The sequence below is a fragment of the Enterobacter sp. QK-SA4 genome (genome assembly GCF_056856775.1).
Map to the genome: position 1 here is coordinate 2,598,040 of NZ_JBXFXH010000007.1, position 13,151 is coordinate 2,611,190.

11 protein-coding genes and 1 pseudogene are annotated in these 13,151 nt (G+C 53.3%); 6 read left to right on the forward strand and 6 right to left on the reverse strand.

The features are described from left to right. Nucleotides 1–2: 2 nt before the first annotated feature. A complete protein-coding gene (locus tag AC1VYI_RS13990; RefSeq protein WP_230941254.1) occupies nucleotides 3–449 on the reverse strand; it encodes a gp53-like domain-containing protein in 447 nt (148 codons plus the stop codon). Between AC1VYI_RS13990 and AC1VYI_RS13995 the strand changes: the two genes are divergently transcribed. Beyond that, nucleotides 439–1,020 carry a recombinase family protein gene (locus tag AC1VYI_RS13995; protein WP_045329605.1) on the forward strand — a complete coding sequence of 194 codons (582 nt, stop codon included), beginning with the start codon at nucleotides 439–441 and terminating at the stop codon, nucleotides 1,018–1,020. The genes AC1VYI_RS13990 and AC1VYI_RS13995 overlap by 11 nt on opposite strands. A 23-nt stretch (nucleotides 1,021–1,043) precedes the next feature. Here AC1VYI_RS13995 and AC1VYI_RS14000 read toward each other — a convergent pair. Then, nucleotides 1,044–1,982: pseudogene (locus AC1VYI_RS14000) on the reverse strand (MFS transporter); the annotation flags it as partial. A 458-nt stretch (nucleotides 1,983–2,440) separates the two neighbouring features. Here AC1VYI_RS14000 and AC1VYI_RS14005 point away from each other — a divergent pair. Further along, complete coding sequence (locus AC1VYI_RS14005; protein ID WP_023292541.1) at nucleotides 2,441–3,112, forward strand: MgtC family protein; 672 nt, start codon at nucleotides 2,441–2,443, stop codon at nucleotides 3,110–3,112. A gap of 244 nt (nucleotides 3,113–3,356) precedes the next feature. Next, nucleotides 3,357–3,791 carry a universal stress protein UspF gene (gene uspF / locus AC1VYI_RS14010; RefSeq protein WP_134866364.1) on the forward strand — a complete coding sequence of 145 codons (435 nt, stop codon included), beginning with the start codon at nucleotides 3,357–3,359 and terminating at the stop codon, nucleotides 3,789–3,791. Nucleotides 3,792–3,892: 101 nt separating this feature from the next. Here uspF and AC1VYI_RS14015 read toward each other — a convergent pair whose 3' ends face one another. Continuing rightward, nucleotides 3,893–6,475 (reverse strand): bifunctional diguanylate cyclase/phosphodiesterase, encoded by a 2,583-nt coding sequence (locus AC1VYI_RS14015; RefSeq protein WP_226483750.1) that lies wholly within the window; start codon nucleotides 6,473–6,475, stop codon nucleotides 3,893–3,895. 321 nt (nucleotides 6,476–6,796) lie between these two features. After that, nucleotides 6,797–8,830: a peptidyl-dipeptidase Dcp gene (gene dcp, locus AC1VYI_RS14020; RefSeq protein WP_226483743.1), complete on the reverse strand. Its 2,034-nt coding sequence runs from the start codon at nucleotides 8,828–8,830 to the stop codon at nucleotides 6,797–6,799. 142 nt (nucleotides 8,831–8,972) lie between these two features. Between dcp and ydfG the strand changes: the two genes are divergently transcribed. Together ydfG and AC1VYI_RS14030 are read left to right on the forward strand one after the other, a co-directional pair. Then, the gene (ydfG, locus tag AC1VYI_RS14025; RefSeq protein ID WP_023311558.1) at nucleotides 8,973–9,719 is read left to right on the forward strand and encodes a bifunctional NADP-dependent 3-hydroxy acid dehydrogenase/3-hydroxypropionate dehydrogenase YdfG; all 747 of its coding nucleotides are present in this window, start codon (nucleotides 8,973–8,975) and stop codon (nucleotides 9,717–9,719) included. A 91-nt stretch (nucleotides 9,720–9,810) separates the two neighbouring features. Beyond that, on the forward strand, nucleotides 9,811–10,497 hold the full coding sequence (locus tag AC1VYI_RS14030; protein WP_023311557.1) for a GntR family transcriptional regulator: 687 nt from the start codon (nucleotides 9,811–9,813) through the stop codon (nucleotides 10,495–10,497). Between the two features lie 33 nt (nucleotides 10,498–10,530). On the opposite strand, the gene AC1VYI_RS14035 is transcribed toward AC1VYI_RS14030, so the two are convergent. After that, nucleotides 10,531–10,962 (reverse strand): universal stress protein, encoded by a 432-nt coding sequence (locus tag AC1VYI_RS14035; protein WP_029739402.1) that lies wholly within the window; start codon nucleotides 10,960–10,962, stop codon nucleotides 10,531–10,533. A gap of 287 nt (nucleotides 10,963–11,249) precedes the next feature. Here AC1VYI_RS14035 and ydfZ point away from each other — a divergent pair, with 287 nt between their 5' ends. After that, nucleotides 11,250–11,453, forward strand: a complete 204-nt coding sequence (gene ydfZ, locus AC1VYI_RS14040) for a putative selenium delivery protein YdfZ (RefSeq protein ID WP_014883679.1) — start codon at nucleotides 11,250–11,252, stop codon at nucleotides 11,451–11,453. Between the two features lie 43 nt (nucleotides 11,454–11,496). Here the strand turns inward: ydfZ and AC1VYI_RS14045 are convergent, their stop codons facing one another. Continuing rightward, entirely contained in the window at nucleotides 11,497–12,960 is a 1,464-nt protein-coding gene (locus AC1VYI_RS14045; RefSeq protein WP_059446709.1) for a mannitol dehydrogenase family protein, read from the reverse strand. Between the last annotated feature and the right edge of the window lie 191 nt (nucleotides 12,961–13,151).

The following is a 13,151-nucleotide window of genomic DNA, read 5'->3' on the forward strand; positions in this document are numbered from 1 at the left end:
TTTTAATCCCCTATGGCTATCCAATAAGCGTAGTGCCCCGTTCCCTGAGCAGGCATTGAGTTCATTAATGCAAACTGCGATGGTGAAACAGGAAGCGCAGCAAATCCGGGAATGACCGATACACCAGAGCGGGCATTATCGTAGGATGTTACAACACTGTAGTTTGAACTGCTGAAGGAGACCGGAAGCGTGATATTTACCGGCGCACCTAAAAAACCAGACATCGAGATTCCAATCTGAATGATTGTACCATCTGGCAGTTTTCGCCACCGATTCGACCCCGGTGTTCTTTGCCATGCTGACATATCCGGTATCTGATTCGCGCCAGTGCCCACGTCCCGTTTTGCCGCTTCTTTCAAACCAAGGTTTTTGGAAAAGCGGTTACACATAGCGAAATCTGTAAAAATCCTCCCACCGCGACTTAGAGGAGGAGAATTGATGGCCGTCATTGGTTATATCCGCGTATCAACAATCGACCAGAACAGCGATTTACAGCGTAATGCACTCACAAGCGCAAACTGTGAACGCATTTTTGAAGACCGTATGAGCGGAAAAGTTGCCAGCCGTCCCGGTTTGAAACGTGCTTTAAAGTGCGTTAATAGCGGGGATACCCTGGTCGTGTGGAAACTGGACAGGCTGGGGCGCAGCGTTAAGAACCTGATCGCACTGATATCAGAGTTACATGAACGCGGTGCCCACTTCCGCTCTTTAACAGACAGTATTGATACCAGCACTGCCATGGGGCGTTTCTTTTTTCACGTGATGTCGGCACTGGCGGAGATGGAACGTGAGCTGATCGTCGAACGAACGCTGGCCGGGCTGGCAGCAGCCAGGGCACAGGGACGCGTAGGTGGAAGGCCCAACGCATTAAAAGCGCGTGAGCGAGAGCAGATTGGGCGGCTATTGGCGAAGGGGCACACCCGCCAACAGTTGGCCATTATTTACGGGGTAGGGTTATCGACGCTTTACCGGTATTTTCCGGTAGATGGTCAGAGGAAGGATGACGCAGTAGGATTGTAATTCTTTTGCGAATATTGAAACGCCGCAGCGATGCCATTTATCTCACGGAAAGGGGCGCATTTATCGCGCGGCGCATCAGCCAGCGCCGCGCGCACCGGCATCACCAGCAGCGCCAGCATAATTAAGCGCCAGTAGCCGTAGCGGTCTATTCGGTTAGCGACCCAGATGGCGACGGGGATCATCACGGCCTGGGAGATGATAACGGTGCCCGCCGCGTACAAACCGGGGTTGATCGAGGCGGGCGCGGCGGCCACCCTCATGCTCAGCATCGGCAGCAGCGCGGCGTTCGCCAGGTGAAACAGCAGCAGCGTCAGTCCGGTCACGAACAGCGCCCGGTTTTTTATCAGCACGGCAAATCCGGGAACCGGCAGGCTCGCTGAAGAAGAGAGTCCTCGTGCGGCGTCGTTGTCGATATCCCCGTTGCGAATGGCAAGCAGCGCGCAGAGCGTTAACAGCGTGGTACAGGTCATCAGCAGGAAAATCCCGCCGACGCCCCAGTACCACGCAATGCCGCCTGCAATCAGTGCGGTAACAAAGTTGCCGCCGTGATTGAACGCCTCATTTTTGCCCATCTGCGCGCTGAACCCGCCCTGACCGGTCAGCCCCAGGGTAATTCCGGCGATCAGCGGACCGACAAACGCCGCACAGATACCGGTGACGATTTGCGAAACAGCGACAATGCCGCTCTGCTGGCTAAACCACAGCAGGAGCGTGCTAAGGGTGATGAGCAGGCACACCAGCGCCAGCACGGTCCGCTTGCTGCGCGAGGTGTCGGTGATGAATCCCGCCGGCAGCGTAGCGAGTAGTCCCGCCAGCCCACCGGCCGTCATCAGGATGCCGATATCATCGGGGGTCCAGTGGCGTTCGGTCAGAAAAATACCGAGAAAAGGACCGAGGCCATCGCGGACATCCGCAATGAAAAAACTTGTCAGGCACAATGCCCGCAGCGAACGAAGAGACATACTTCCTGCCTTTGTCTGTTATCGCCTGTAAAAAAGAAAATGTAGTATACCGGGTATTTTTGAAAATCAGATGACGTCTTAAAAAAACATGCTTTCCGAACTTAAACAATTCATAACGGAGTCTGTTTTTTCGCTTTACTCATTATCGCCCCTGACTATACTGGCAATAAATTTTCACAGGAGTCCTTCGTTGGAAAGTTATTTTATCGTCGATACGAAGGTAAGCTAGCGCGATTTTCTCGCTGCTTACCTGAAACGGTGGGCAGCAATCCTCTTTAAGCGATTGTATCCCGACACAGTAAGAACCACTCAATTTGTGGGGAATCGCATGTTCATGTTTACTCATTCACTCTTTCCGCCACCGTTGTCCTGACACGCTTAGCATTTAAACGGCGTTATGATGTGCTTAGCAAAGCACTGACGCTTATTATTTAATAACGTTAACAGGCGACAGGCTGATGTTCCCTTATATCTCTCATCTGCTCGCAGCGATGCTGCTGGGCGCAATTATTGGCGCGGAAAGACAGTGGCGCCAGCGTATGGCCGGGCTTCGTACCAATGCACTGGTTGCCACGGGTGCGGCAGTGTTCATTTTAAGTTCGGTATCGACTTCTCCTGATAGCCCGGGGCGTATCGCAGCGCAGATCGTCTCCGGAATCGGCTTTCTTGGCGCAGGCGTCATTATGCGTGAAGGAATGAATATTCGTGGTTTGAATACCGCCGCAACGCTGTGGTGCTCGGCCGGAATTGGTGTACTGTGCGGATTAGGCCAGTTCTGGAATGCCGCTATGGCCAGCCTAATTATTCTCTGCGCTAACATATTGCTTCGCGAAGCCGCGCAGCGAATTAATCAACTGCCCGTGCTACATGAAGGCGAAAAATGCTATGTCCTTAAAATCACCTGTAATGATGAGCATGAAGATGCGGTGCGGCAAAGCGTCGTAAACATGGCGAAAGAGTTGACGTTAAGTCTGAAAGCAATTTATTCCGCTACGGCGCAAACAGAAGGTAAAACTGAAATTCGCGCGGAGGTGATGACCCGGGAGGAATACCGAAAATTACTCGATCTGATTATGGGGAATATGGGCGGAAATAAAATTATCGCGTCCGTCAGCTGTCACGCAATATGAACAAGGTACCGGGCATTGCGCCCGGTTGAGGCTTTGGCGTTTTGCAGAAAACGGACCGTGACGCGGAGAGATTCATCCCCGAATGCCCCTGTTCGTTGTCACGCCACGTTAGCGAGATCAGGGCAGGTTCCACTGTACGCCTATCACATAACCGAAATTTGTACTCGTTATGACAGCTTGCTCTCTGTTTTCCTGAAATTAACGGTCTACCCTGAATTGTGTGAAAAACACTCAGGAGGGACAAATGTATAATTCAATTTTGGTTCCAATTGACATTTCGGAGGATAGCCTGACGCACATGGTTATCCCCTTCGTTCAGGCACATACAGCACTTAACACAGCTAAAGTTCACTTTCTTACCGTCATTCCATCGCTTCCGTATTATTCATCATTAGGCCTGGCCTATTCGGTAGAAATGCCGAAGCTGAAAGAGTTCCAGCACGCGGCCTTAGCGAAGCTGGATGAAATCGTTAAGCAATTCAAAATTCCTCCAGACAAGGTACAGACTCACGCCGTGACGGGATCTCCAAAGGATCAAATCCTTAAGCTCGCTGACACGGTCGATGCCGACCTGATTATCATCGCTTCCCATAAACCTGACATATCGACGTATCTGTTGGGTTCGAACGCTGCGGCAGTGGTTCGGCATGCGAAATGCCCTGTCCTGGTCGTGAGATAGAAAGCGGCGTTTACGCTCGTGAATACGAACGGATAGCGGATAACAAAAACCGGGCGCGAAGCCCGGTTTTTCATTTACGCAGCCCTGAGTGAAAGCGCGATTTAGAGATTTACTCTGTTGGCGTTTAAATTTAAGTCCGTAATGGCGGCCGGTTTTCCAAGTAAGTAGCCCTGAACTTCATCACATTTATTTTTTTTCAGAAAAGACAGCTGTTCGGCGGTCTCCACCCCTTCTGCGGTTACCGCCATGGAATAGGCTTTCCCCAGGTCGATAATTTTCTCCACGACTGACTGGTTCTGCGGCGAGTCCCCCAGGGTAAAAATAAAGCTCTTGTCGAGCTTAAGCCCGTCAAACTGAAACTTCCGCAGATAGCTCAGAGAGGCATAGCCGGTACCGAAATCGTCAATCAGAATGCGGACGCTCATTTTTTTGAGAGACTTCATGGTCTGCAAGGTTTTTTCCGGGTCGGAAAGCGTGACGTTTTCAGTGACTTCAATTTCCAGCCGGTTGGGTTCAAGCCCCGTTTCGTGAAGGATCTCTTTTATCCTTTCGGCAAGATCGCTTGCCTGGAATTCGATAGCAGAAATATTGACGGAGACCGATAATCCCGGCAATTTGTCTTTCGTCTCCGTACTGGCTTTGCGTATGACCCAGTTGCTCAGGCTAATAATCAGCCCGGTTTCTTCTGCCAGCGGAATAAACTGATCGGGCATTATGGTCCCCCGAGCCGGGTGCTGCCAGCGCACCAGCGCTTCGACGGCATCAATAGTAGAATACCTGAGGTTATAACGCGGCTGGTAAACCAGGTAGAGCTGTTCTTCGCGAATCGCGGTCTTGAGTTCTAATTCCAGTTTCCTGCGTTCGGTCAACTTTTCCGACATATCCGGGCGGTAATAGACCCATCGGTTTCTGCCGGATTGTTTCGCCTGATACAGCGCAATATCCGCGTAGCGGAGAAGATCGTTTGCGCTGCTGCTATCCCGGGGAGCCAGCGCAATGCCCATGCTTACGCCTATCGCCACATCATTGCCCTCAATGGCGAAAGGACGGTTAAGCTCTTGCACGATGCGACGACACACCTCCTCAATCTGGTCTTGCTGGCTGGTGTTGCCGAGGAGAAGCATAAATTCATCCCCTCCCTGCCGTGCGACAAAATCACCTCGACGAACGCAATTTTTAAGACGTGAAGCGACCTCGCCAAGCAGGGCATCGCCGGTGGAGTGCCCGAAAATATCATTGACGGGTTTAAACTTGTCTAAATCAAGGCAAATCATGGCAAAGGGATAGTGGTTAAGGTCTTCTTTCGCTAACTTGCCAGCCAGAAATTCCTTAATATGATACCGGTTCGGCAGACCGGTTAATTCATCATGGCGTGACAGGAACTCCACGCGTTTTGTTGCTTCAACTTCCTGAGAAACGTCGGTTGCCGCGCCTCGCAACACCACCGTTCCATCAGGCTGAGCAGAAAATTTTGCCAGAAGCGTGCAATATGAGGTGGATTGTTGCGCGTGAGTATAAGGACAGTTTTTAAATTCAAAGCGTTCGGTTAAGTCCCGCTGCCTGGCGCAGTCATGTGATAATCCGCTTGTCGACGGAAAGAGTTCATCCAACCTGCGGCCTATCCATTTGCTATTTTCATATCCCGTTATTGTAGAAAAACGACCCGAAAGCCACGTTATCCTTAACGATAAATCTGTTTCCCAGAACCAGTCGCTGGTTGTTTCACTGACGTCCCGAAATCGTTTTTCACTCGTAATAAGATTCAACCGCGCCTGCTCGAGGAGAAACGTATTTTCGTCAAGCATTCTCGCCTTGTGCATAATATGGCGCATTAATATCACCGTCATCAATACCGTCAGAACGACTGAAAGAATGAGCAATGGCAAAAAATAAATTATTAACGCCTGGCCGGGATTTTCACCGTCCCAGATAATTTTCACATCCCCATTCTGGGTGCTTAAGGTAAATTCTGTCTGATTATTTATTTGAGAAGTGGCTGTAGCGGGAGAAGTACGAACGTTCTGGATACCGGCATCCTGCCCAATCGTGAGGAGTTTTTTAGCCGTTAACTTGTCTATAAACACCATTGTCGACGGTTTTCCGGGCATGGTTTGCACGCTCGTATCATCGCCCGTCGTTATCCATTCCGCAGAAACAATGGCCGGCACGGAATCGATAAGCGCTAGCACAGAAACCGGCACTCCCTTTTTTATACTCAACTCATGGAGTAAACGGTCTTTGGTTGATTTGTCTAACCAGCGCTCCAGCTCCTGAAGCTTCAGCTTCCCGTCAACGACGCTGTATCGCGTGCTCCCTTCCGGCGAGAGAACAAACACCCCTTCGTAGCCAAAGTTGTCATACAGGGATTTGCCCAGGTTCTGCTTATCCCATGCCCAGTGAACGTCAGTGTTCAGATGAAGATGTTTGTAGGCATCTCCCCACTCGGCATTGTCTTTCAAATGACTTCGCATGCTTTCCTGGCGGGTATCGAGGGCTTTCCTTAACAAAAATTCATCGTGCTTGTCGCTGATTTCATTCACATTATCTTTTATTATTAGCAGGGAAATTATTGCCGCAATAAAAATACTTATCAACAACGTTACAATATAGGTAAAGGTTTTATTTATCAGGCCTTTAGAAGGCTCGGTGTCGGTGAAGCCCGGATTGTTCAGAGGTAGGGTCATCTTTCGCCTTCTTAACTGCTAGTACGTCGATTTGTATGCCACTTTCATTTATCGGCACAAAATAACAAAAATTTATAGCTAAAAATCTGAGATTAAAGAATATTTGATTTCTCTAAACCAGATCAAATTATTAATCATTAACTCTTTTACTACCTAAACTCGATAAATTAAATATACTGTCCGAAGTAAGTTTTAATCTCACCTGTTTTATTTATAAAGAACGCATATTAAAACTTTTTTTGCAGAAGACGTTACAAGCACGTTGGAGCCTATAAAAAAACCGGGCGTAAAGCCCGGTTCTTTTTTCAGACGAGACTGGCTCTATTCGCTCAACCCGCGATTTTCCAGCATCGGTTCAATCTTCGGATCGTGCCCGCGCCACTGCCGATAAAGTTCAGCCAGATCCGTGCTGTTACCACGGGACAAAATCGCCTCGCGGAATTTTTGCCCGTTTTCACGAGTCAGGCCGCCCTGTTCAACAAACCACTGATAGCCGTCGTCCGCCAGCATTTGCGTCCACAGGTAGGCGTAATATCCCGCCGCGTAGCCGCCGCCGAAAATATGGGCAAAATAGCTGCTGCGATAGCGCGGCGGAACGGCGGGCAGATCCAGCCCCTCTTTTTGCAGTGCTGCCGCTTCAAACGCGTCAACGCTCGAAACGGCTTCGCTAATCCCGTGCCAGTTCATGTCCAGCAGCGCGGCAGCCAGCAGCTCCGTCATGTCATAACCCTTGTTGAAATGGGTCGCGTTGAGCATGCTTTCACGCAGCGCCTCCGGCATCGGTTCACCGGTTTCGTAATGGCGGGCGTAGTGGGTAAACACCTGTGGATGGCTGGCCCAGTGTTCGTTGATCTGCGACGGGAATTCAACGAAATCGCGCGGCGTATTGGTCCCGGAGAGCGTGGCGAAACGCTGGCTGGCAAACAGACCGTGCAGCGTATGGCCAAACTCGTGGAACAGGGTGATCACGTCATCCCAGGAGAGAAGCGCAACGCCGCCGTTAGCCGGTTTTTGGTAGTTACAGACGTTGTAGATCACCGGACGGGCAGCTAGCTCGAAGGATTGCTCGACGAAATTCCCCATCCAGGCCCCGCCCTGCTTGGAATCGCGGGCAAAGAAGTCGCCGTAAAACAGCGCCATGCCCTCACCGGTGTGGTCGAAAATTTCCCAGACGCGGACGTCCGGGTGATACACCGGGATATCGAAGCGCTCCACAAAGCGGATGCCAAACAGCTGGCTTGCGGCCCAGAATACGCCGTCGTGCAAAACGGTATTGAGCGCAAAATAGGGTTTGATTTGCGATTCATCGAGGGCATATTTTGCCTGACGCACGCGCTCGGCATAAAAGGCCCAGTCCCAGGCCTGCACGGTGAAACCGCCCTGTTCGTCATCAATCACTTTCTGAATATCGGCCTGCTCGCGCTCAGCACGGGCACGGGCGGCAGGCACAATGCCGCGCATAAAGGTCAGCGCGGCGTCCGGAGTTTTCGCCATCTGGTCGGCGATGCTCCAGCTGGCGTAATCCTCAAAGCCCAGCAGGCGGGCCTGCCGCGCACGCAGCGCCGTAAGGCGGAGGATCAGATCGCGAGTGTCGTTTTCATCCCCTTTCTGGGTGCGCGTCCAGCCAGCGTTGAACAGGTTTTCGCGGGTCTGACGATTGCGCAGCGCGGAAAGCGCGGGCTGCTGGGTCGTGTTCAGAAGCGGGATCAGCCAGCGATCGTTTAGCCCTCGCTCCGCGGCAGCCTGCGCCGCGTCGGCAATCTCGCTGGCGCTGAGTCCATCAAGCTGGTGCGCGTAATCCACCACCAGCCCGCCCGTCTTATCGGCAGCCAGCAGACGCTGGTTGAACTGGCTGGTCAGGGTCGCCGCCTCGGTATTCAGCGCCTTCAGCTCGGCTTTTTCCGTTTCATTGAGACGCGCGCCGGCCAGAATAAACCGCTGATACGTCTCCTCGACCAGCCGGCGGGATTCGGCGTCCAGCGCGGCACGATCCTGCCAGACGCTCTCCACGCGGGCGAAAAGCACGTCATTCAGCCAGATGTCGTTCGCCAGCGCGGCAAGCTCGGTGGAGAACTCTTCCTCAAGCTCCTGCAGGTACGTATTGGTATTCGCGGAGGTCATGGCGAAGAACACGCTGCTGACGCGCGAGAGCATGGCACCGCTTTTCTCCAGCGCCAGCACGGTGTTGGTGAAGTCCGGCGCAGCGGTTTGGGACACAATGGCGTCTACGTCCGCCCGCTTCTGGCGAAGCGCTTCATCGAAGGCCGGGCGATAGTGATCGTCGGTGATTTCATCAAAATGGGGGGCCTGATAGGGCAGCAGGCTGATGTCAAAAAAGGGATTCGTGGCCGTCATCTTTCGCTCCTGAGTACGGGTATCCTCCCAGAGTAGGCCAGGCCGCCATCCCCTGCAACGCCGTCATACAAATGTTGCCTTAACGCACCCTCTGCGGCCGTGCTATGTTAGTACAACACAAAAAGCGTTGAGGAACAGTGAGATGATTATTTTAGTTACCGGGGCAACGGCAGGTTTTGGTGAAAGCATCACGCGTCGCTTCGTCGCCAACGGGCACAAGGTTATTGCCACGGGCCGTCGTCAGGAGCGCCTGCAGGAGCTGAAGGACGAATTAGGCGACAGCATCCTGACCGCGCAGCTGGACGTGCGTAACCGCGCGGCCATTGAAGAGATGATTGCCAACCTGCCCGCCGAGTGGCGCGCCATCGACGTGCTGGTCAACAATGCCGGTCTGGCGCTGGGCATGGAGCCAGCCCACAAAGCCAGCGTTGAAGACTGGGAAAACATGATCGACACCAACAACAAAGGGCTGGTCTATATGACCCGCGCGGTGCTGCCGGGCATGGTCGAGCGCAACCGCGGCCACATTATCAACATTGGCTCCACCGCCGGAAGCTGGCCTTACGCAGGCGGCAACGTCTATGGCGCGACGAAAGCGTTTGTGCGCCAGTTCAGCCTTAACCTGCGTACCGACCTGCACGGCACCGCCATTCGCGTCACCGATATCGAGCCGGGTCTGGTGGGCGGCACCGAGTTTTCCAACGTGCGTTTCAAAGGGGATGACGCAAAAGCGGGCAAAACCTACGAAAATGCTAACGCGCTGACGCCGGAAGATGTGACCGAAACGGTCTGGTGGGTGGCGACGCTGCCAAAACACGTCAACATCAATACCGTGGAAATGATGCCAGTCAGCCAGAGTTTTGCAGGACTTAGCGTCCATCGTGGCTAAATCCGCCCTTCCCGGCCTGCGGGCCGGGTCTGTTTCGGGTTATAAAAGAATGGTAGTATGTTCAGGCTAACTCTCTGAGAAATGACAACTCATGGCCGCTGAATCGCAACTCAATCCCACCCAGCCCGTTAACCAGCAAATCTATCGCATTTTGCGACGTGATATTGTCCATTGCCTGATCCCACCGGGAACGCCGCTTTCTGAAAAAGAGGTCTCCGTGCGTTTTGACGTTTCCCGTCAGCCGGTACGTGAAGCGTTTATTAAGCTTGCTGAAAACGGACTGATTCAGATCCGCCCGCAGCGCGGCAGCTACGTGAACAAAATTTCACTCTCTCAGGTACGCAACGGCTGTTTCGTTCGCCAGGCCATTGAATGTGCGGTGGCGCGCCGCGCCGCAACGCTTATCAACGACAACCAGTGTTACCAGCTTGAGCAGAACCTTCACCAGCAGCGTATTGCGATTGACCGTAAGCAGCTCAATGATTTCTTCCAGCTTGATGATGAATTCCACCAGAAGCTGGCGCAGATCGCGGATTGTCAGCTGGCCTGGGACACCATCGAGAACATCAAGGCCACCATTGACCGCGTGCGCTATATGAGCCTCGATCACGTCTCCCCGCCGGAAATGCTGCTCCGACAGCATCATGATATTTTCAGCGCGCTGGAAAAACGCGACCCGGACGGTGTGGAAAAAGCGATGACGCTGCATCTGCAGGAAATTAGCGAATCCGTGCAGCTTATTCGTCAGGAAAATAGCGAGTGGTTTAGCGAAGAGTAATATTCGCCGCCCCTTTCGGGTGCGGCGGCGTGATTAGCGAACGACTAACACCGGGATCGTGGCGTAGCGCAGAATAGATTCCGCATTTGAACCCAGCAGATGAGTGGTGATGCTCGGGTTTTTCGACCCGATCACAATCGCATCATATTCCCCCTCCTTGCTCAGCTTGATAATTTCATCCCGGACGTTGCCAAAACGCACCATGCTGTGAATATTCTCTGGGGCGATATCGAACAGTCTTTTTAACTCGTTCATTTTCTTACCGGATTCTGCGGTCATATACTCTTCAAACTTTTTAATATCGGCGTTGAACCCGCGCAGCAGAGACCGGCTGCTGGCAGGCAGAATGTTGACCAGGGTAATCGACGCGCCCTCTGCCTTTGCAAGGTTTGCCGCGTGGCGAACCGCTTTGTCGCTCAAATCCATTTCAAACACGTCTACAGGCATCAAAATGCTCTTATACATAAGCCTGACTCCTTATTCCGATGAAGGGTTATTTCCTGCACACAGGATGACATCGGGAATATAAACCAACCCTCAACGCTTCCCTGTCGAAACTATCAATTAATGAAAATAATGGTCCACTTTGTAAATTACCGTCCTGAACCGTCAGCGCCAGACGAAATAAAGAAAAAAGTGTGATTTTGATCAAAAACAAAAACATGAAGCGCGGACAGGCGTATTTATATGCCCCGTGAACGGCATAACCCGAAATAGCGCCGTAACGAACAGGTTAGAGAGGAGAAAATACCATGATGACATACGACCGTAACCGCAATGCAATCACCACCGGCAGCCGCGTCATGATTAGCGGCACGGGCAAAACCGGCGTGATTAAAGCGATCCACAGCGACGGGCTGGATGCCGCGCAGGTGCGCCGCAGCAAAACGGTTGAAGTGGAAGGATGCGAAGGTAAGTTCGAGCCGATTGAGCTGATTCGCCTTGGGATGCACTAAGCTGTGCGCAGCCATGCCGCCGCGCACGGCGGCATGTGCTGAATTACCGTTGAGACGCGTACTGCGCCACGGTCGCTTTCGCGCCTTTTTGCAGCAGCGCCCGGTACGCGGTCATCACCGCAGCAACGAAGCGCGGCTCCTGCGGTAACTCTTTACCAAAGATGGCCTCAATGCCGAGCAGCGCGTTAACCCGACTTTCCCCTTCCGCACTTCCCTTCACCGCCGTCTGAATCACCGCCAGCTGCGGATCGCTCACGTCGATGGCGTTACCCTGCTCGTCCACGCCGCTAACATAACGCATCCACCCTGCCACGCCCAGCGCCAGCAGTGGGAAAGGCTTCTGATGCACCAGGTGCCAGCGCACGGAGTCCAGCATACGCTGCGGGAGCTTCTGGCTGCCGTCCATCGCGATTTGCCATGTCCGATGGCGCAGGGCCGGGTTGCTGTAGCGGGCAATCAGGAGATCGGCATAGCGACCTAAATCAACCCCCTTCACTTTCAGCGTGGGCGCCTGCTCGTTAAGCATCAGCGTATGCGCGGCGAGGCGGTAGTTCTCATCTTCCATACAGTCGTTGATATGCGGGTAACCGGCCAGATAGCCCAGGTACGCCAGGAAGGAGTGGCTGCCGTTGAGCATGCGCAGCTTCATCTCTTCAAACGGGATCACGTCTGACACCAGCTCGGCACCGGCTTTTTCCCACTCTGGACGTCCTGCCACAAAGTTATCCTCGATCACCCACTGGCGGAACGGTTCACAGGCGACCGCCGCCGGGTCACGCACGCCGGTCAGCTGCTCAATTTTATCCAGCGTATCGGGAGTGACCGCCGGCACGATGCGATCCACCATGGTTGACGGGAAGGTGACGTTAGCCTCGATCCAGTCCGCCAGCTCGCCGTCTACCGCTCGGGCGTAAGCACAGGTCACATTGCGCATCACGTGGCCGTTCTCCGGCATGTTGTCGCAGGACATCACGCTAAACGCGGGCAGACCCGCCGCTTTGCGACGCGCCAGCGCTTCCACCACCACGCCCGGCGCGGATTTCGGCTGGTGCGGGTTTTGCAGGTCGGCGACGATAAACGGGTGATCGAGCATCAGTTGTCCTGTCGCCGGCGAGTGGCAGTACCCTTTCTCGGTGATGGTCAGCGAGACAATTGCCACCTGCGGTTCGCACATCGCCGCCAGCACGCACTCCAGCCCGTCGACCTGTGCATGCAGCGCTTTTTTAACCACGCCAACCACGCGGGATGTCCATGCGTCAGCAGACATCTCCGCCACGGTGTACAGGTTATCCTGCGCGTTCAGATCGGCAATCTGCTGCTCGCCGCCAATCAGGTTAACCTCACAGTAGCCCCAGTCGCTGCCGTGCTCAGCGGCGAGGATGTCGGCGTATACCGCCTGGTGCGCCCGGTGAAAGGCGCCAAAACCCAGATGAACAATGCGTGGTTGAAGGCTGTCGCGATCGTACTGAGGCAGCGTCGCGTTGGCCTGTAATAAGGTGTTTTCCATGATTAAGACTCGTTAATTAGAAAGCCGTGGACCGCTGCCACGCCTTCAGAAGCGGCAGCGCCTGCTGACTACACCAACTAGAATGGCAGTTGGGGTAAAAAAGTAACTGCCATCAACCATACTGATACTGCCGTTTGAAATTTTGATTTATATTAACTTTTGCTCATGTGGTGTGACATAAAGCTAAAGTT